We start from the raw sequence: 17,929 nt of genomic DNA on the forward strand, positions 1-17,929 counted from the left end.
GGCCGTTGTCGTACAGTCGCTCCCGCCCCGAACAGCTGACGCACCGTCAGGAGGCAGGCGTATGCGGCTCGGTCTGGCACTCGGCTACTGGGGGCGCGGCCCCTCCGCGGACCACGTCCCGCTCGCCCAGGAGGCGGAGCGGCTCGGCTACGACTCGGTGTGGACCGCCGAGTCCTGGGGCTCGGACGCCTTCACACCGCTCACCTGGATCGCCGCGCACACCTCAAGGATCAAGCTGGGCACGGCTGTTGCGCAGATGGCCGCCCGGTCGCCCACCACCACCGCGATGCACGCCCTGACCCTGGACCACCTCTCCGGGGGGCGCGCCCTCCTCGGTCTCGGGCTCTCCGGGCCGCAGGTCGTCGAGGGCTGGTACGGGCGCCCGTTCCCGAGGTCCCCGCTGACCGCGACCAGGGAGTACGTCGACGTCGTACGCCAAGTCCTCAGGCGCGCGGCCCCCGTCGAGCTGGCGGGACGCTTCCACCCCCTCCCGTACGACGGCCCGGACGGCACCGGCATCGGGAAGGCGCTGAAGTCCATCACCCACCCCCTCCGTGCGGACCTGCCCGTACTGCTCGGTGCCGAAGGGCCGAAGAACATCGCGCAGACGGCCCGGATCGCGGACGGCTGGCTGCCGTTGTACTGGTCGCCGACGCGGACCGACGTCTACGAGGCGTCGCTGACCGAGGTGCCCGACGACTACCTCATCGCGCCCATGGCACGGGCGAAGGTCTGCGACGACGTCGCCGAGGGGCTGCTGCCCGTGAAGGCCATGCTGGGCTTCTACATCGGCGGGATGGGGCACGCCAAGCGCAACTTCCACGCCGACCTCATGGCCCGCATGGGGTACGCGGAGGAGGCCCGGCACATCCAACGGCTCTTCCTCGACGGGCGGCGCGAGGAGGCCGTACTCGCCGTGCCGGACGCCTTCGCCGACGAGATCTCGCTGGTCGGGCCGCGCGAACGGATCGCGGAGCGGCTGGAGTTGTGGCGGAAGGGGCCGGTGACGGACCTGCTGGTGCTCGCCCCTGACCCGCACACGTTGCGAGTGCTGGCGGAGCTCAACTCCTGAGGACACTTGAGGTTTCATCGAAGCCGGGCGGGCAACCCGTACGGCATGTCTCGAAACAGCGGCTCCAACCAGGCCGGCCGGGTCATAGCCATCGTCGCCGACATCATGGCCTTCATCCTCGGCCTGTGGATCCTGATGTACCTGTTGGATGCGAACGGCACGAACGACTTCGTGCAGTTCATCCATGACGCGGCCCGCTGGCTCGCCGGCTGGTCGCACGACCTGTTCACCTTCGACGAGCAGTGGGCGCGGGTAGTGGCCGGCTACGGCCTGGCGGCCGTCGTGTACCTGTTCGTGGGGCATGCGATAGCGAACCGGATGCACCGGCACTGAGCGTGGTCGCTCCGCTGGGTTGGGCCGTCGCACCCCATGGCTCGGGGGTGCGGGTGTGTGGGCGGGTGCGGGTGGTTCGTGGTTGCTCGCGCAGTTCCCCGCGCCCCCGAAGGACACCGGCCTGCGGGCCGAAGAGCCCGGGGCGCAGCCCCCGGCTCTTCAGGGGCGCGGGGAACTGCGCGAGAAGCCCCACCGGGCCGCAGCCGACCACGCACCCCTCGGCTCAGCAGCACTCCGAGTCGTCGAAGTCGTCCAGGCCACGCGGCAACCGCTCACCGCCGAACACCGCGCACGTCGCCTCGTCGCCGCCCAGCGCGGCCACGGCCAGCAACAGGGACCCCGCGGTCCAGGAGGTCAGTTCCTCGGGCCAGACGGCGTGGTCCTCGAAGACGTAACCCGTCCAGTACAGGCCCGAGTCGGCGTCGCGGAGGTGCTGGATGGACTGGAGGATGTCCAGGGCACGGTCGGACTCGCCCATCGCCCAGAGGGCCAGGGCGAGTTCGGCCGACTCACCGCCGGTCACCCACGGGTTGGGGACCACGCAGCGGACGCCGAAGCCGGGCACGACGAAACGGTCCCAGCCCTCCTCGACACGGGACTTGGCCTCGATGCCGGTGAGCGCGCCGCCGAGCACGGGGTAGTACCAGTCCATCGAGTAGCGGTTCTTGTCGAGGAACCGCTCGGGGTGCCGGCGTATCGCGTGCCGGAGCGCGCCGACCGCCAGTTCCCAGTCGGGCTGCGGTTCTTCGCGCTGTTCGGCGATGGCGAGCGCACAGCGCAGCGCGTGGTGGATCGACGAACTGCCCGTCAGTAGCGCGTCGTTCACCGGCGTGCCGTCGTCCTCGCGCTTCCAGCCGATCTGGCCGCCGGGCTGCTGGAGCCGCAGGACGCATTCGATCGCCGCGTAGACGGCCGGCCACATGCGGTCGAGGAAGGTGTCGTCGCCGGTGGCCAGGTAGTGGTGCCAGACGCCGACGGCTATGTACGCGACGAAGTTGGTCTCCCGGCCGCGGTCGGTGACGTCGTCGGCGTCCCCGTCGGCGTACGCGGCGTACCAGGAGCCGTCGCCGTTCTGGTGCCGGCGCAGCCATTCGTAGGCGCGCTCGGCGGCCTCGTGCTCGCCGGCCGCGTCCAGGGCCATGGCCGCCTCGGTGTGGTCCCACGGGTCGAGGTGGTGCCCGCGGAACCAGGGGATGGCACCGTCCGCGCGCTGCACCGCGAGGATGCCGCGCACCGTGGCGGCGGCCTCCTCTGCGGTGAGGACCCCGGGCAGGACCAGGTGTTCTGTCCGGGGAGTCGTCACTTGACGTCCGCCGAGGCCGCGGCGACGGGCAGGTGCGGCTTGGTCGCGTACGCCACGAAGCTCTTGCCGATCAGCGGGTTCAGCGCCTCCTCGGCGACCCGGGTGGCCAGCGGCTTCTTCATGATGTCCCAGACCAGCAGCTTGTGGTACGCCCGCACCGGCAGCGCCTTGTCGTTGTCGACGCCGAACGCGCACTTCAGCCACCAGTACGGCGAGTGCAGGGCGTGCGCGTGGTGGGTGCCGTACGGCTTGAGGCCCGCCTCGCGGATCTTGGCCAGGAGTTCGTCCGCCTTGTAGATGCGGATGTGGCCGCCCTCGACCTCGTGGTACGCGTCGGAGAGCGCCCAGCAGACCTTCTCGGGGCCGTAGCGCGGGACGGTGATGGCTATACGGCCACCGGGCCTCAGCACCCGGACCATCTCGGCGAGTACGCCCTTGTCGTCGGGGATGTGCTCCATCACCTCGGAGATGATGACGACGTCGAAGGACTCGTCGGGGAAGGGCAGCGCGAGGGCGTCGCCCTCCATGGCCGTAGCGGTGGCGCCCTCGGGGGCCTCGCCCGCCTCCTTCATCGCCGCGAACCACTTGGCGACCTCGCGGATTTCCTCGGCGTTCTGGTCGAGGGCCACGACCTGGGCGCCGCGCCGGTAGCACTCGAACGCGTGCCGGCCCGCTCCACAGCCGAGATCCAGGACACGGTCCCCCGGTGCGAGCGGGAACCGGGAGAAATCGACGGTCAGCACGTGGCCCTGCTTTCGCGGTTGGCGCTTTCGCGGTTGGTCTCGACTGCTTCGTCGACAACTTCGACAGCCTCGTGGGCTTCGGCAGCCTCGTGGGCTTCGACGGCCTCGTGGGCTTCGACGGCCTCGTGGGCTTCGACAGCCTCGTGGGCTTCGACGGCTTCGACGAGTTCGGCGGCTTCGGCGGTGTGCTCCGCCGCCGGTACGGCGCTCGCGGCGGCCCCCGCCGGACGGCCCTCGGCGCGGGCGATCGCCTCGCGGTAGTGGGCGACCGTGCCCTCGGCGGCGCGGGCCCAGGTGAACCGGGTGAGGACCCGCTCGCGTCCCGCGCGGCCGAGCCGCCGCCGGAGTTCCGGGTCGTCGAGGAGCCGGCTCAGTCCGGCGGCCAGGGCACCCGGGTCGCCCGGGGGCACCGCGAGGCAGGTCTCGCCGTCGCGTCCGGCGACCTCCGGTATGGCCCCGCCGGTGGTGGCGACCAGCGGCGTACCGGTGGCCATGGCCTCGGCGGCCGGCAGCGAGAACCCCTCGTACAGCGAGGGCACACAGGCGACTTCGGCCGAGCGGACCAGGTCGACCAGCTCGGCGTCCGAGATGCCCTTGACGAACTCGACGGCGCCTTCGAGGCCGAACCGCTCGACGGCCTGGGCGACCGGGCCCTCGGCGGGCCGCTTGCCGACGACGACCAGATGGGCCGCGGGGTGCTCGGCGCGCACCTTGGCGAGCGCCTCGACGAGGAAGACGAGCCCCTTGAGCGGCACGTCCGCGCTTGAGGTGGTGACGATCCGGCCCGGCACCTGCGCCACGGCCGGATTCGGCGAGAAGAGGTCGGTGTCGGCGCCGATGTGCACGACGTGCATACGGTCGTCGCGGACGCCGAGGTGGTCGACGATCTCCTGGCGGGAGGTACCGGAGACGGTGAGCACGGACGGCAGCCGCCGCGCGACCCGCTTCTGCATGCGCGTGAACGCGTACCAGCGGCGCACCGACATCCGTCGCTGCCATCCCTCGGCCGCGTCCAGCTCCAACTGCCGGTCGACGGTGATGGGGTGGTGGATGGTGGTGACGAGGGGCGCGCCCACGTTCCCCAACAGCCCGTACCCGAGGGTCTGGTTGTCGTGGACGATGTCGAACTCGCCGCGCCGGGCGCGCAGATGGCGGCGGGCGCGGAGCGAGAAGGTCAACGGCTCCGGAAACCCGCCGGTCCACATCGTCGCCACTTCGAGGGCGTCGACCCAGTCGCGGTACTCGTCCCGCTTCGGGGTGCGGAAGGGGTCGGGCTGCCGGTAGAGGTCGAGGCTGGGCAGCTCGGTGAGGGAGATGCCGCCCGGACCGTCGACGGGCACGGCGTCCTCGTCGAGCACGGGGTACGGCTGGGAACCGATCACCTCGACCCGGTGGCCGAGGCGCGCCAGCTCGCGTGAGAGGTGCCGTACGTAGACGCCCTGCCCCCCGCAGAACGGGTTCCCCTTATAAGTGAGGAGCGCGATGTTGAGCGGTCGCTCGCCGTCCGCAGCGAGGTCACGTCGGGACCCCGCCTGACTGGCCTCCGCGGTCACTCCTGGCCCCCTTCTCACTGCGATTTCCCGTGAGATTACGACGAGACGGTAATCTAGAACAAGTTTCAGAGTTGATCGTTCAAGAGGCTCTGAATCTACCGGCTGGTAGAACCGCTGTGAGAGGTGGATCGGGTGATTCACGCCACGGCCCGCGCCCTGGCATGCTATTTGATCTCATACCCTCACCGACCGTCACGACCGTCACGGAACGAGACCCATGCCTGCGGAAGTCAAGGTGGAAGCCGGCGCCGGGCGACCGGACTCACCGCCCCTCACGGAGCGGCAGGAGGCCCGTCGGCGCCGCATCCTGCATGCGAGCGCCCAGCTTGCCAGCCGGGGCGGTTTCGACGCCGTACAGATGCGTGAGGTCGCCGAGTCCTCGCAGGTCGCCCTGGGGACGCTCTACCGCTACTTCCCCTCCAAGATCCATCTGCTGGTCGCCACCATGCAGGACCAGCTGGAACACATGCACGGCACGCTCCGCAAGAAGCCCCCGAGCGGCACGACGGCGGCCGAGCGCGTCGCCGAGACCCTGATGCGCGCCTTCCGCGCCCTGCAGCGCGAGCCCCACCTCGCCGACGCCATGGTCCGCGCCCTCACCTTCGCCGACCGCAGCGTCAGCCCCGAGGTCGACCAGGTCTCGCACCAGACCACCGCGATCATCCTCGACGCCATGGGCCTGGAGAACCCGAGTGCGGAGCAACTGTCGGCGGTCCGCGTCATCGAACACACCTGGCACTCGGCCCTCATCACCTGGCTCTCCGGCCGCGCCTCGATCGCCCAGGTGAAGATCGACATCGAGACGGTGTGCCGCCTGATCGACCTGACGGCGCCGGACCGGCGGCCGCAGACGTAGGACGCGGGCACGACAATGACCCGCGGGCACGGAAACACGACAATGACCCGCGGACACTGAAAACAGGACCCGCGGGCACGGAAAAGACCTACGAGACGGGTTCCCTGCGCCGGTACAGCTTGTCGGCCCAGGTGCCGAGGGTCACCGTCAGGTCCTGTCCTGCAACCTTCCGGCCTCTCAGCCCGACCGTCGACGTCGGCATCGGCGGATCTGCTACCTCGCGCCACTGTCGGCTACTCCGGTCGGCTCCCTCACTCGCCTCGTAGGCTGATTTCTACGATAGAACACCCATGCGGGAGCACAACCCCCTTAAGGGTATTTTTTTCGAGCAATTCGGACGGCGGTAGATCGCCCTAACCCACGGCTTCCAGACCGCTCCAGCTCCGCCCGACCGCCTTCTCCCCCGCCCACTGGTCGAGCAGCCTGCGGGTCTCGCCCTCCGGGGCCGCCACGAAGACACGCTGGGCGCCCGCGTGGGTGGTCCGGGGCTACTTGTGGAGGGTGCCCTCGCTGCAGCAGGCGCAGTGTGTCGTCAGGCTGCCGGCGGGCTCCGCGCCGAAGTCGTGATCGGCGAAGAGGGTGGTGAGGGCCTCCAGGTCGGCGGGGTCGCCGGCCGCGACCGTCACCTGGAAGGTGGGCAGGTCGGACGGCTCGAAGAGGAGCAGTTCGTCGAAGACGGGGAAGGTCGTGCCGTCGACGACGCGTTCGCCGTTGGGCTGGCCGTTCATGGAGGACGATCTCGCCTTGACATGCTCCTCGCCCTGAAGGGCGAGGATTCTGGCCTTCCTTGACTGGTTGCCGTGCCGCTACGCGGCACGGTTTCCGGTGCGGAATCCGTGGCTTCCTGTTTCTTCGCGCTGTGCCGGGATCGCTCCCGGTCCTACCGGCGCTCCGCAGGCCGATACCGCCAGTCCGGCGGCCGTCTTCACGTTGATCGCGGCGTTGTGGTCCCGGTCGTGGACGGTGCCGCAGGCGGCACAGGTCCATTCCCGGACGTTCAGCGGTTTGGGCCCGTCCACGGCGCCGCAGGCCGAGCAGGTCTGGGAGGTCGGAGTGAACCGGCCGATCTTCACCAGGGTGCGGCCGTACCGTCTCGCTTTGTACTCCAGCATGTGCACGAACGACGACCAACCCGCGTCATGGACGGACTTGGCCAGGCGGGTGCGTGCCAGTCCAGCCACCGACAGGTCCTCCACAGCGATCTCTTGGTTCTCGGAGATCAGCTTCGTGGAGAGCTGGTGGTGGAACTCTCGGCGGGCGTCGGCGACCTTGGCGTGAGCGCGGGCGACCTTCAGGCGGGCTCTGGCCCGGTTCTTCGATCCCTTCTGCTTGCGGGACAGCTCCCTTTGGGCCTTCTTCAGCTTCTTCTCCGCGCGCCGCAGAAAGCGCGGAGAGTCGATCTTCGTGCCGTCGGACAGGACAGCGAAATGCGTGAGGCCGAGATCGATGCCGATGGTGCGGTCGGTTTCGGGCATCCGTGCCGCGTCGGCGTCCGGGTCGGTATCGATGACGAAGGAGGCGAAAAACCTGCCGGCCGCGTCCTTGACGACGGTGACCGAGGAGGGCGTGGCGGGCAGCGCGCGGGACCACTTCACCTTCACCGCGCCGATCTTCGGCAGGTTCAGGCGTCCCTTGCCGGTGATGGACCAGCGGGCGTTGGCGGTGAACCGGATCGACTGCCGGGCGTCCTTGCGGGACTTGAACCGGGGCGGGCCCAGTTTCGGTCCCTTCCGGGCACCCTTGAGGGAGGCGAAGAAGTTCCTGTAGGCGGTCTCGGCATCCCGCAGGGACTGCTGGAGGACGACTGCGGAGACCCGGCCCAGCCAGGCGCGCTGCGGCGTCCGTTTCGCCTCCGTGATCAGGCGTGTGGACAGCTGACCGGCCGTCGGGAACGGCTGCCCGGCATCACGGGCCTCCTCACGGGCACGCACGGCGTCGTTGAACACGACGCGGGCGCACCCGAACGCCCTGGCCAGCGCGGCCTGCTGAGCGGCGTCGGGGTACAACCTGAAGGCGTACCGGAGCTGCATGACGATCACACTAGGCACGTCGAACCCACGCCGCTATCGGGAACATGCGAACGATCCGTCACCGTCCCGAAGCAGGGTCCGGCTCCGCCGGAACGACACCGCGACGCTCCGCGTCGCGACCACGCGATTCGCTTCACCTCCGGCCTGAAGGCCGGAGCACTACGAATGATGTCCGGTAGCGGCGGCCGCCGGTCACGGGGACGTTCACCACCCGGCCGCGCGTCGGGCACAGCCGGTCGATCCACACCACCTCGCGTCGGCCGTCGGTGTCCAGGCGCACGCAGGCCTGGCCGAAGCGGCCGTCGATCTCCCCCTCGCCGTCGGGCAGCTCGATACCGAAGCCGGTCCAGGCGTCGCGGGCGGTGGCCCAGTCGCGGCGGATCGTGGCGGCGATGCCGAGGTTCCAGTACGCGGGGTCGCCCTCGCCACGCGGTGCGCGGGCGGCGGCCTGGATCCCGAGTTCGTACGCCTTGTCCCAGTTGCGCAGGAACTTGTGGCCGAGCGCGGCGTCGTACCACCACTCCGCGCTCGGCTTCTCGTCCGGGAAATGAGCGAGCACCTGCTCGTAGAGGTCGGCGGCGCGCTGCCACTCCTCGGCGTCCCAGGCCGCGTACGCCTGGTTGATCAGCTCCTTGGCCTCGGACTTGCGCACGCTTCCCCGCCCCGACTTCCCGATCGTTCCTGTGCCGACCTCAGAGCGTAGGCCACCACACCCCCTAGTCCTCCGGCGGGAACACCGGATCCCCGCTGCCCAGCAGGGTGATCGCGATCGCCTCCACCGGGCAGCCCTCGGCCGCCTTCAGGATGCGTTCGCCCGCGTCGGTGTCGGGGGTGGCGGGGTGGGACTGCATGGCCGAGTCGAGGCGGAAGGCTTCCGGGGCGAGGTGGGTGCACTGGGCCGAGCCGATGCAGAGGGAACGGTCGACCTCCACGTGCCAGCGGTCGCCCATGCCTACGCCTCCCCGGCCGCGGATCCGTCCGTCGTCCCCGTCCCACCGGCGGCGGCGGGCGGCTCGTATCCGGCCGGGAGATGGATCATCTTGTGCTCCAGGTACTCGCCGTAGCCCTCGGGGCCGAACTCCCGGCCCAGGCCGGAGTTCTTGTAACCGCCGAAGGGGCCGAGCATGTCGAGGCTGAAGGTGTTGACGGAGTAGGTGCCGGTGCGGACCTGGCGGGCGATGTCGACGCCGTGTTCGTCGTCGGCGGTCCAGACGCTGCCGCTGAGGCCGTAGTCGGAGTCGTTGGCGATGCGTACGGCCTCGGCCTCGTCGCCGTACGGGAGGAGGCAGATCACCGGGCCGAAGATCTCCTCTCGGGCGATGCGCATGGAGTTGTCGACGTCGCCGAACAGGGTCGGTTCCACGTACCAGCCGCGTTCCAGGCCCGCCGGGCGGCCGCCGCCGGTGAGGATCTTGGCGCCCTCCTCCTGGCCGATGCGGATGTAGTCGAGGCTGCGGCGTTGCTGGCGGGCGGCGACGAGGGGGCCTAGTTCGGTGGCCGGGTCGAGGGGGTCGCCGATCTTGAGCGCGGAGGCGTAGGCCGCGAAGGCCTCGGCGAACTCGTCGTAGCGGCTGCGCGGGACGAGGATGCGGGTCTGGGCGACACAGGCCTGCCCGTTGATCATCCAGGCGAAGGGGGCGATGCCGTTGACGGCCGTCTGCGCGTCCGCGTCCGGCAGGATCACGGCCGCCGACTTGCCGCCCAGCTCCAGGGTGACGCGGGTGAGGTTGCGGGCGGCGACCTCCATGACGCGTTTGCCGGCGGCGACCGAGCCGGTGAAGGAGACCTTGTCGACGCCCGGGTGCCCGACCAGGTACTCGCTGACCTCGCGGTCGGCGGGGAGGATGGACAGGACCCCTTCGGGCAGGCCCGCCTCGGCGGCGATCTCCGCCAGCAGGTAGGCGTCCAGCGGGGTTTCGGGCGACACCTTCAGGATGGCCGGGCAGCCCGTGAGGAGGGCGGGGGCGAGCTTCGCGGCGGCGGTGAACTGCGGGACGTTCCAGGGGACGACCGCCGCGACCACCCCGACCGGCTCCCGCCGCACGAGGATCCTGCCGAGTACGCCGTCCCGCCGCTCCTCGTACGTGAACGCGCGCGCCGTCGTGATCGCCGCGTCCCACACCAGCATCGACGCGAGCGCCTGCACCATCACGCTGGAGGTGAACGGGGTGCCGTTCTCGGAGCTGATGATCCGGGCGAACTCCTCGTGGCGTACGGCGAAGGCGTCCTTGATCCGGGCGACGACCTCGATCCGTTCGTCGAGGGTCATGCGTGGCCAGGGGCCGTGGTCGAAGGCGTGGCGCGCGGCTGCCACGGCCCGGTCGACGTCCGCGCGCGAGGCGTGCGGGACGCGGCCGATGACCTCCTCCGTGTGCGGTGAGACCACCTCGATGACGTCCGTGCCCAGGGGGTCGGTCAACTCCCCGCCGATGAACAGCTGTCCGTGTTCCACGAGTTCGGTCATGGCCGACTGCCTCCCGGAGCCAGTTCTCTTCGCCGGCAAGTTCTCTGACGATGCATCAGATTTATTGGGACAGGGAACTGATACCAGTTCCCGTGAGAGGAGTCCACGGAGCGCACACCGGATCATCCGGACTCCCGGTGGAACTCGTTCTAGTTATAGTGACCGGAGCGCGGTGATCGGGTCATCAACGGGGCATCGACGACAGGGGAACGCATGACACACGTGCACGATCACGGCGGAGGCGTACGGTCCGTCGAGGTCCCCATCCCGGACAACCCGCTCGGCCACACCCTCGTGTACGTCGTCGACACCGACCGCGGACCGGTCCTGGTCGACACCGGCTGGGACGACCCGGCGTCGTGGGACACGCTCGCCGCGGGCCTGACGGCGTGCGGTACGTCGGTCGCGGAGATCCACGGGGTCGTGATCACGCACCACCACCCCGACCACCACGGACTGTCGGGCGCGGTGCGGGAGGCGTCCGGCGCGTGGATCGCGATGCACGCGGCGGACACGGCGATCGTCCGGCGCACCCGCGGGACCGGCCCGGACCGCTGGTTCACGTACATGACGGACAAGCTCACGGCCGCGGGCGCACCCGAGGAACACCTCGCCCCGCTGCGCGCGCCCCGCCGCCCACGCGCCCTGCCGGGCTTCTCCCCCGCGCTCCCCGACCGCGAGATCGTCCCCGGTGAACTCCTCGACCTCCCCGGCCGTCGCGTCCGCGCGATCTGGACGCCGGGCCACACACCCGGCCATGTCTGCCTCCACCTGGAGGAGGCCCACCCGGCCCAACTCCCGGGCCACGGACGCCTGTTCTCCGGCGACCACCTCCTCCCCGAGATCAGCCCGCACATCGGCCTCTACGAGGACCCGGACGACGACACCGTCACCGACCCGCTCGGCGACTACCTCGACTCCCTGGAACGCGTCGGGCGCCTCGGCCCCGCCGAGGTGCTTCCCGCCCATCAGTACACGTTCACCGACTCCGCCGCCCGCGTACGGGAGTTGCTGGCCCACCACGAGTCCCGGCTCACCGGCCTGCTCGCCCTCCTCGCCTCGCCCCTCACCCCCTGGCAACTCGCCGAGCGCATGGAGTGGAACCGCCCCTGGTCCCAGATCCCCTTCGCCTCCCGCAACATCGCGGTCTCCGAGGCGGAGGCCCATCTGCGGCGACTGGTGAAGCTGGGGCGGGCGGAGGCGGTGACGGGGAGCGATCCGGTGACGTATGTGGCGGTGTGAGGGGCGTTCGCGGGGGCCGGCGTCCCAGGGCGGCGGGGACATCGGGGGCCGTGGCGTGGGCGGTGCGCAGGCACCCGCCTCGCCGGGCCCTGAGGCCGTCCGCGCCTTGAGGCCGTCCGTACCTTGAGGCCCGCGCCTTGAGGCCGTCCGCGCCTTTATGCCGTCCGCGCCCAGGCCGCTGTGCCCAGGCCGTCGTGCCGCCCCCGAGGACGGCGTGTCCTCACTACGCCGTCGCCGGAACCGCGAGGGAGCGGATCAACTTCTCCGCGGCTACCACGAGTTCCACTTCACGCGCGGTCATCGTCGGGTTGGCCGCGCGGCGCCGTCCCGCCTCGATGAGTCCCTCTTCCGTCAGGGCGGAGGGGCCGTCGGACTGGTGGGCGAGGAGGGAGACGAGCATGGTGCGGGCCATCTCCGTACGGAAGTCGGCGGTGTCGACGGCGACTTGGGCGAGGATCATCGCGGAGATACCCCAGTCGAGACCGGGCGGCCCCTCCTCGGCGTTGCTCCAGTCGATGACCTGGGGGCCGTGGGTCGTGAGGATGACGTTCTCGGGGTGCAGGTCCAGGTGAAGGACGCGGGGTGTGGGCGCTGCGGACGACGCCCGGCGAGTGGGGGGCGACGCGGCGGCGGTGGGGCTGAGGGAGTGGCCGGGCGGGTGGTCGCAGGGCGGGGAGACGTCTTGGCTGCCGGGCAGGGAGATGTCTTGGTCGCGGGGTGGGGAGACGTCCTGGCTGCGGGGCACGGAGATGTCTTGGCCACGGGGCGTGCATATCGCTTGGTTGCGAGGCGGGAGAGCGTGCAGGGCGTGCAGGAGGCGTGCCAGGGTGGCGCCGACCTGCGCCGGGTCGAGCAGGCCGGTGGCGACCGCCTCCAGCATCGTCGGGCCGGACAGCCGCTCCAGCACCATCTCCGCACGGGTCGCCGAGCGCACGCGCGGGACGGGATACCCGTGGGCCCGTACGTGCTCGGGCGACCCCGGCAAGGGCGCGGCAAGTCGGACTGCCCTGTACGCAATCGTGACCGGCTCGCGTCACCGGCGGCCCGTCGGTGTACGGCACCGGGCAGCAGTCGCCAGACCGAGGGCCCAGAGCCACCAGGCGTTCTGGTTGTCCTTCAGCCATCGCACCGCCCGCCCGGCCTCGGCGTCCCGCCCGCCGACCGCGGCGAGCGCCTGTACCGCGGCGGTCGTGCTGTTGGTGACGATCGCCCTCATGGGCCGCAACGGCGCCGGCAAGTCCACACTCCTCTCCGCGCTGGTCGGACTGGTGGAACCGGCGGCCGGTTCGGTGCGCGTGGGCGGGCTGACGCCACACCGCACGGCGCCGAAGGATCTCGTACGCCGAGTCGGCCTCGTACCACAGGAGCCCCGCGACCTCCTGTACACCGACACCGTCGCGGCGGAGTGCGCGGCGGCCGACCGGGACGCGGGGGCGGAGCCGGGCACGTGCCGGGGGCTCGCCTCCGGACTGCTGCCCGGGATCGGGGACGACACGCACCCCCCGCGACCTGCCGGAGGGGCAGCGGCTGGCCCTCGCGCTCGCGGTCGTCCTCACGGCCCGCCCGCCGCTGCTCCTCCTCGACGAACCGACCCGGGGCCTCGACTACCGATGTTCTTCCTCATGGTGCTCAGCGGACGCGTCCTCGGCCCCGGCTTCGGCTTCACCCTGGGCGCGGTGACGATGTTCTCGTCCGCGCTGCTCACGGGCGGCGTGGGGCCGTGGATGCCGTTCCAGATGCTGTCGATGGGATGGTTCGCGATGGGCGCCGGCCTGCTGCCGGGCGCGCACCGCCTGCGCGGCCGTACCGAGCTGGTCCTGCTCGCCGCCTACGGCTTCGTCGCCGCCTTCGCCTACGGCACGGTCATGAACCTCTACGGCTGGCCCTTCATCGACACGCTCGCCTCGAACATCGCCTTCGACGAGTCGGCGGCCCCGGCGGCGAACCTCGCCCGTTTCGTGGCGTACTGCCTGGCCACGTCCCTCGGCTGGGACCTGGGCCGTGCGGTGGTCACCGTCGTCCTGCCCCTGACCCTGACCCTCGGCACCCCGGTCCTGAAGGCACTGCGCCGGGCCACCCGCAGGGCCGCCTTCGAGAGCGCGGTCACATTCACCCCGCCCACCCGATGACCTCGGCGTGAGGCCGCACCCACCGTCCGTCACGTGAGCCGTGAACCACCCCATAGGGTCCACGTCACATACGAACCGGGTTCGTAGATCGAAGTGCATGGCATGCACATGACTTCATGCCCTCCGACCTGCGCATTGAGAGCCACGTCACAGAAGGCACCTTCGGCGTACATACGACCACAACTAGCAAAAGGGGTCATTGCGGACGTCCGCTCGGGCTGTTTCTCTGGATGTGTCGCAACGGCGCCGACGAGCCCACCCGGGCCTCGGCGCCGACGTACGCCCCCACCGCACAGCACGTGGTGAAGGCATGCCGCGACGGCCATGTCCCCGAAGAAAAGGATCCCCGTGACCGTCTCCGTTCTCCGCCGCATCGCCTCCCCGAAGAAGGCCCTCGCCGGTGTCACCCTGGCCGCTGCCGCCACCGGTGCCCTGCTCGCCGCCGCGCCCGCCCAGGCCGCGTCGGACGCCTCTCAGGCCCAGGCTGTCGCGAAGAAGATGATCGCGGACTCGGCCCAGTACAAGTGCTTCTCCAACATCGTCGACCACGAGAGCGACTGGAACATCAAGGCGACGAACTCGTCCTCCGGCGCCTACGGCCTGGTCCAGGCCCTGCCCGGCTCGAAGATGTCCTCCGCGGGCTCCGACTGGAAGACCAACGCCGCCACCCAGATCAAGTGGGGCGTGGACTACATGAAGGACCGCTACGGCAGCCCCTGTGGCGCGTGGAACTTCTGGCAGGCCAACAACTGGTACTGATCCAGCACGACCCGCACCACCAGCGCGAGCTGCACGGCTGACACGGTCGAAACAACCGACACAACCGACACAGCCGACCCAGACCGAAGGCGGCGGCCCCCGATCCCCGGGGCCGCCGCCTTCGCCGTCTCCTCTTTCCCTGTTTCCCGCATCCCCGCCCTGGATCAGTCCGCTCGGGCGGGGGCGTGTGCGTGCTGGACGCAGGCGCGGCAATGCTCCGGGCGCGGCCCGGGCGGGCAGCGCTTCGCCCTCCTGGGTACGCGATCGGCCTGAAAGCTCGCGTCCGATGCTGCGCGAGTACGACGAGCAGAAGGCCAAAGCCCCGGCGACACTTGGGGCGTGAGCGGGGCATCGCGGCCGACCGTCCAGGACTGGCTGGACAACGCGGCCGGGGCCGACCTCGCGGACATCCTGGCGCAGGGTATGGACGACCTGCCCGAAGGGCTCCAGGACCGTACCGGCGCCGAACACCACTGGCACATCACCGCCGCGTGCTGGATCGCCCGCGCACAAGGACTGATAGGTACCGCCTCGGCCTTGGAACTGGTGGGCTCGCATGTTGCGGTGTCGCGTATTCGCGAGCCGCTCGACGTGCCGGACACGGTGAGTGATCGCTTGGGGATCGTGGCGGCCGCGGGCCCTGCTCGATCGCGAGGACTCACAGGTCGGTGCGGCCGTTCGCTTTCGCCAGAAGCCGGAAATCGGTGCCAGCCCGGCACTGTCCCCGTGCTCAGCGTGCCGTCCGGGTCGGCAGCTTCGTGGTGGAAGCCCGAGCAGCAGGAAGCCGCCCGGGAAGGCACGTGGGAAGCCTTCGCGGGCAGCTCTGCCCAGCCTACGGGCCCGTCGCGAGCCGAGCCCCTGATTTCGATCAGGCGCTTGCGATCACCTTGTCCACCATCCAGGTGAAGCTATCTCGCCCGGGATTTTCTACTGCTTGAAAGGCGGGCGCGGACCACTGCACATCGTCACACAGTGCCAGGTCTGGCTCTCCCACTTCCACGCGCAGCAGTATTCGGAGTTGGAAGCCCGCTGAGATTCGCGGTCCACGAACTTGCTGATGATCTCACCGTTCTGGACCCGACTGACCTTCACCTGCTTTTCAAGGTCGACCTCAAGTACCAACTCGGCCGCCGCGAATTGAACGTAGTATTGCTCCGCAGCGCCAGGGTACTTGTCGAACACCTCTTGAAGGTCCCTGAAGAACTCGACGTCCTTCTCGGGACCTACGGTGACGTCCGCCATGATCGGCTCCCACTCACTAAGACCGCTCACCGGGAGAATCCGATGAAGCGCCTACCAGTCGGTGGCGCTTTATCATTACCCACCAGTCACGTTGATGCCACTCGGATACGGCAGGGGGCGCGGAAGGTCCTCGGATTTTGCGGCTGGTGACAGCGTCGCGCCACCGGCCGCCGGACGTGTGTCAGCCGCCTCTGACAGCGGCGGTGTGCTCGTAGGGGAGCGCGGTTGCCCATGCGGGAAGGATGCGGAGATCCCGCCTGGTCCGGCAGCGGTGAGTCACGCTGTGGGGTGACGTCCCTGGCCGGAGCTGGGGCCCTGGCGGCGAAGGTGTGCTGGCTGCTCAGCGAACCGGAACCAAGATCGACCACGACCTCGGGAGACTGGTAAGCCCGCATGTTGAGGTGTCGCGTATTCAGCGGCTGGGGCCGCTCTTTGATTACTGACTGTCGACGGTGACGGTGGTCCAGCGCGAGTCAATGTGGCCCAGCCATGCGTCTTGGTCGTCCGCCAGTGGTTGCTCCAGAGGAAGGGCGAGGAACCGGCAGGCGAAGACAAGGCCAGCGTCCTCTCCGTCGCCCTTGACGTGGTGGTTCCACGCATCGCGGGTTTCTGCTGATGCCTGCAGAAAGAAGAATGTGGTTCGTCGCGGCTGACCGGTGTCGGGATGTGGCTTGTTCTCCACGGCAATCTGTCGGACGACCGTGGCTGTCAGCAGACCGGTTTCCTCGGCGACCTCTCGAAGGACCGCCTCTTCCAGTTCTTCGCCTGATCTGACTCCCCCCGCAGGAACTTGGGTGCCGGCCTCGGGCATACCGATGTGGTCGAAGACCAGAACTTCGGGGACGGCGCGGTTCCGGATGACGTATGCGGCGACACGGATTCTGGGTCGGGTCATCCCGGCATTGTCAGTCATCTGCGCCGTTCATGGTCACCGGGGGCGTATCGGCTCCAGGTGCCTCCGGCTTCGGTGACCAGGCGGGTGGCCGTCTTGTCGTGGTGACCGAGGGCCTTCGCGATGACGGGGGCCGGGGCTTGAAGGACGAGTTGGCGGATCGCGGAGGTCCGGCCGCGCTGCGGCGGCGCCGATCTCTCGCAGGTGGACCGGTGGCCAGGCCCTGCAGGAGGCGGACGACGTTGGGGTTGCGGAGCCAGATCAGCCGACTCCTGGGCCGGTCCATCTCCAGCAGGGCAGTGACCAACGGTTGCAGCGAAACCCCGCCTGTTGCCCTGCTCCGCAGGAGCTTCGATTTTCCCCCGCCCTGAAGGACGGGGCATCCTCGAAGGAGATCAGGTGAAGGAGCGACACGGCCGGTGCCGTCGTCGAGGAGTCGGCCGAGGGCGGCGGCGAGGGTGCAGCGTTCGCAGAGGCGCCCGCCGAGCAAGGACCCTTCGAAGCCCGCAGCGGTCGCAGAAGAAGTCGCGGGTGATGCCCGCGCAGTCGCGGCAGACCGGTGCACCGGCATCGCTTCGGCCCGGCAACAGTCGGTCAGTTCGGCAGCCGGGGCAGCAACCGCGGACGCGCATTGCGCGTTCGTAGCAGGTTCGGCAGATCGGACCGTCTGACCACTCGGCGGACTTCGCCGCCCGACGCCCGCAGCGTGCGCAGGTCCGGACGTGCCACCGCTCGTGCGAGGGATTCCATGATGTGCCTTGCGGGAGGGCGGCCGCACGGACCTGGACGGTTGCGCGGGAGGAGGAGGCGACTGTTGCCTCACGGCGCCGGTACGGCGCCGATCTGCTGCATGAGCCCGAGGAGATCGGGCTGACCCCGCTCTTTGACGATGCGTCCATCGGCCAGGTAGTAGAAGTTCATGGCCTGGACCGCGATCTTGTTGCCGGTGGCAGGGATGCCGAAGAACTCGCCTTCGTGAGTGCCGCGCATGGTGAACCGTGCGGCCACCGTGCTGCCTTCGGTGATGCTCTCCTCCAGAGTCCACCGGACGTCGGGGAATGCGCTGCGCATCATCGCGATGATCTCCAGGTAGCCCTCGGGGCCCCGCAGCGGTTCAGCGTGACTGGGTGCGTGGAACACCGCGTCGGGGTCGATGACCTCCCGGGCAAGGTCCTCGTCGGCTGTGTTGATGAACTCGACGAAGCGCTTCATCACTGATTCAACGGATTCCGGTGACATCTGCCTCTGCCTCTCTGCCTGCGTGGTGGTGTTCGAAGCGAACGGCAGGACCATGACGACAGTAACATCGAA

Annotated in this window: 19 protein-coding genes and 1 pseudogene; 7 read left to right on the top strand and 13 right to left on the bottom strand. The window is 69.8% G+C overall.

Features of this window, described 5'->3' with window-relative positions; translation table 11 throughout:
• Positions 1–61: 61 nt before the first annotated feature.
• Together OG858_RS13600 and OG858_RS13605 are read left to right on the top strand one after the other, a co-directional pair.
• Entirely contained in the window at positions 62–1,072 is a 1,011-nt protein-coding gene (locus OG858_RS13600) for an LLM class F420-dependent oxidoreductase (protein WP_319064661.1), read from the top strand.
• Positions 1,073–1,117: 45 nt separating this feature from the next.
• Positions 1,118–1,405, top strand: a complete 288-nt coding sequence (locus OG858_RS13605) for a hypothetical protein (RefSeq protein ID WP_086748942.1) — start codon at positions 1,118–1,120, stop codon at positions 1,403–1,405.
• A gap of 223 nt (positions 1,406–1,628) precedes the next feature.
• On the opposite strand, the gene OG858_RS13610 is transcribed toward OG858_RS13605, so the two are convergent.
• From OG858_RS13610 to OG858_RS13620, 3 genes are read right to left on the bottom strand one after another with little or no spacing between them, the layout of a single operon-like run.
• Positions 1,629–2,708 carry a prenyltransferase/squalene oxidase repeat-containing protein gene (locus OG858_RS13610; protein WP_060907193.1) on the bottom strand — a complete coding sequence of 360 codons (1,080 nt, stop codon included), beginning with the start codon at positions 2,706–2,708 and terminating at the stop codon, positions 1,629–1,631.
• Positions 2,705–3,451: a class I SAM-dependent methyltransferase gene (locus OG858_RS13615; protein WP_086748941.1), complete on the bottom strand. Its 747-nt coding sequence runs from the start codon at positions 3,449–3,451 to the stop codon at positions 2,705–2,707. Before OG858_RS13615 ends, OG858_RS13610 begins: the two co-directional genes overlap by 4 nt.
• Positions 3,445–5,004, bottom strand: a complete 1,560-nt coding sequence (locus tag OG858_RS13620) for a glycosyltransferase family 4 protein (RefSeq protein WP_086748940.1) — start codon at positions 5,002–5,004, stop codon at positions 3,445–3,447. The genes OG858_RS13615 and OG858_RS13620 overlap by 7 nt, the downstream gene beginning before the upstream one ends.
• 217 nt (positions 5,005–5,221) lie before the next feature.
• Here OG858_RS13620 and OG858_RS13625 point away from each other — a divergent pair, with 217 nt between their 5' ends.
• A complete protein-coding gene (locus tag OG858_RS13625; RefSeq protein WP_086748939.1) occupies positions 5,222–5,860 on the top strand; it encodes a TetR family transcriptional regulator in 639 nt (212 codons plus the stop codon).
• Positions 5,861–6,348: 488 nt separating this feature from the next.
• Here OG858_RS13625 and OG858_RS13630 read toward each other — a convergent pair whose 3' ends face one another.
• From OG858_RS13630 to OG858_RS13650, 5 genes and pseudogenes are all read right to left on the bottom strand, one after another.
• Positions 6,349–6,588, bottom strand: coding sequence for a hypothetical protein (locus tag OG858_RS13630; protein WP_256960506.1), 240 nt, complete (start codon positions 6,586–6,588; stop codon positions 6,349–6,351).
• 78 nt (positions 6,589–6,666) lie between these two features.
• Positions 6,667–7,890 carry an RNA-guided endonuclease InsQ/TnpB family protein gene (locus OG858_RS13635; RefSeq protein WP_086748945.1) on the bottom strand — a complete coding sequence of 408 codons (1,224 nt, stop codon included), beginning with the start codon at positions 7,888–7,890 and terminating at the stop codon, positions 6,667–6,669.
• A 175-nt stretch (positions 7,891–8,065) separates the two neighbouring features.
• Positions 8,066–8,542, bottom strand: a pseudogene (locus tag OG858_RS13640) (tetratricopeptide repeat protein); the annotation flags it as partial.
• Between the two features lie 64 nt (positions 8,543–8,606).
• Positions 8,607–8,840, bottom strand: a complete 234-nt coding sequence (locus OG858_RS13645; RefSeq protein WP_319259225.1) for a ferredoxin — start codon at positions 8,838–8,840, stop codon at positions 8,607–8,609.
• Positions 8,841–8,842: 2 nt separating this feature from the next.
• Entirely contained in the window at positions 8,843–10,354 is a 1,512-nt protein-coding gene (locus tag OG858_RS13650; RefSeq protein ID WP_327748957.1) for an aldehyde dehydrogenase, read from the bottom strand.
• Positions 10,355–10,567: 213 nt separating this feature from the next.
• Between OG858_RS13650 and OG858_RS13655 the strand changes: the two genes are divergently transcribed.
• Positions 10,568–11,596, top strand: a complete 1,029-nt coding sequence (locus OG858_RS13655; RefSeq protein ID WP_319064666.1) for an MBL fold metallo-hydrolase — start codon at positions 10,568–10,570, stop codon at positions 11,594–11,596.
• Positions 11,597–11,819: 223 nt separating this feature from the next.
• On the opposite strand, the gene OG858_RS13660 is transcribed toward OG858_RS13655, so the two are convergent.
• Both OG858_RS13660 and OG858_RS13665 read right to left on the bottom strand, forming a co-directional pair.
• Entirely contained in the window at positions 11,820–12,530 is a 711-nt protein-coding gene (locus OG858_RS13660; RefSeq protein WP_408059394.1) for a phosphotransferase, read from the bottom strand.
• Between the two features lie 99 nt (positions 12,531–12,629).
• Positions 12,630–12,812, bottom strand: a complete 183-nt coding sequence (locus tag OG858_RS13665) for a hypothetical protein (RefSeq protein ID WP_086748581.1) — start codon at positions 12,810–12,812, stop codon at positions 12,630–12,632.
• Between OG858_RS13665 and OG858_RS13670 the strand changes: the two genes are divergently transcribed.
• The 3 genes from OG858_RS13670 to OG858_RS13680 all read left to right on the top strand — a co-directional run bounded on the left by OG858_RS13670 (position 12,811) and on the right by OG858_RS13680 (position 15,390).
• Entirely contained in the window at positions 12,811–13,725 is a 915-nt protein-coding gene (locus OG858_RS13670) for an ATP-binding cassette domain-containing protein (protein ID WP_328544852.1), read from the top strand. The two genes, OG858_RS13665 and OG858_RS13670, sit on opposite strands and share 2 nt — an antisense overlap.
• A gap of 324 nt (positions 13,726–14,049) precedes the next feature.
• Complete coding sequence (locus tag OG858_RS13675; protein ID WP_179200993.1) at positions 14,050–14,484, top strand: aggregation-promoting factor C-terminal-like domain-containing protein; 435 nt, start codon at positions 14,050–14,052, stop codon at positions 14,482–14,484.
• Positions 14,485–14,823: 339 nt separating this feature from the next.
• Positions 14,824–15,390, top strand: a complete 567-nt coding sequence (locus tag OG858_RS13680; RefSeq protein WP_328544851.1) for a hypothetical protein — start codon at positions 14,824–14,826, stop codon at positions 15,388–15,390.
• Between the two features lie 21 nt (positions 15,391–15,411).
• Here OG858_RS13680 and OG858_RS13685 read toward each other — a convergent pair whose 3' ends face one another.
• The 3 genes from OG858_RS13685 to OG858_RS13695 form a co-directional block, all read right to left on the bottom strand.
• Positions 15,412–15,726, bottom strand: a complete 315-nt coding sequence (locus OG858_RS13685; RefSeq protein ID WP_143677208.1) for a hypothetical protein — start codon at positions 15,724–15,726, stop codon at positions 15,412–15,414.
• 436 nt (positions 15,727–16,162) lie between these two features.
• Positions 16,163–16,621 carry an NUDIX hydrolase gene (locus tag OG858_RS13690; protein ID WP_086748577.1) on the bottom strand — a complete coding sequence of 153 codons (459 nt, stop codon included), beginning with the start codon at positions 16,619–16,621 and terminating at the stop codon, positions 16,163–16,165.
• Positions 16,622–17,437: 816 nt separating this feature from the next.
• On the bottom strand, positions 17,438–17,911 hold the full coding sequence (locus OG858_RS13695) for an ester cyclase (protein WP_256960425.1): 474 nt from the start codon (positions 17,909–17,911) through the stop codon (positions 17,438–17,440).
• Positions 17,912–17,929: the final 18 nt, after the last annotated feature.

The sequence above is a fragment of the Streptomyces europaeiscabiei genome (genome assembly GCF_036346855.1).
Lineage (GTDB): Bacteria > Actinomycetota > Actinomycetes > Streptomycetales > Streptomycetaceae > Streptomyces > Streptomyces europaeiscabiei.

Coding starts and splice junctions, on each gene's coding strand:
- OG858_RS13600 (WP_319064661.1), top strand. CDS start 62: ATGCGGCTCGGTCTGGCACTCGGCTACTGGGGGCGCGGCCCCTCCGCG.
- OG858_RS13605 (WP_086748942.1), top strand. CDS start 1,118: ATGTCTCGAAACAGCGGCTCCAACCAGGCCGGCCGGGTCATAGCCATC.
- OG858_RS13625 (WP_086748939.1), top strand. CDS start 5,222: ATGCCTGCGGAAGTCAAGGTGGAAGCCGGCGCCGGGCGACCGGACTCA.
- OG858_RS13630 (WP_256960506.1), bottom strand. CDS start 6,588: ATGAACGGCCAGCCCAACGGCGAACGCGTCGTCGACGGCACGACCTTC.
- OG858_RS13635 (WP_086748945.1), bottom strand. CDS start 7,890: ATGCAGCTCCGGTACGCCTTCAGGTTGTACCCCGACGCCGCTCAGCAG.
- OG858_RS13645 (WP_319259225.1), bottom strand. CDS start 8,840: ATGGGCGACCGCTGGCACGTGGAGGTCGACCGTTCCCTCTGCATCGGC.
- OG858_RS13650 (WP_327748957.1), bottom strand. CDS start 10,354: ATGACCGAACTCGTGGAACACGGACAGCTGTTCATCGGCGGGGAGTTG.
- OG858_RS13655 (WP_319064666.1), top strand. CDS start 10,568: ATGACACACGTGCACGATCACGGCGGAGGCGTACGGTCCGTCGAGGTC.
- OG858_RS13670 (WP_328544852.1), top strand. CDS start 12,811: ATGGGCCGCAACGGCGCCGGCAAGTCCACACTCCTCTCCGCGCTGGTC.
- OG858_RS13665 (WP_086748581.1), bottom strand. CDS start 12,812: ATGAGGGCGATCGTCACCAACAGCACGACCGCCGCGGTACAGGCGCTC.
- OG858_RS13675 (WP_179200993.1), top strand. CDS start 14,050: ATGTCCCCGAAGAAAAGGATCCCCGTGACCGTCTCCGTTCTCCGCCGC.
- OG858_RS13685 (WP_143677208.1), bottom strand. CDS start 15,726: ATGGCGGACGTCACCGTAGGTCCCGAGAAGGACGTCGAGTTCTTCAGG.
- OG858_RS13690 (WP_086748577.1), bottom strand. CDS start 16,621: ATGACCCGACCCAGAATCCGTGTCGCCGCATACGTCATCCGGAACCGC.
- OG858_RS13695 (WP_256960425.1), bottom strand. CDS start 17,911: ATGGTCCTGCCGTTCGCTTCGAACACCACCACGCAGGCAGAGAGGCAG.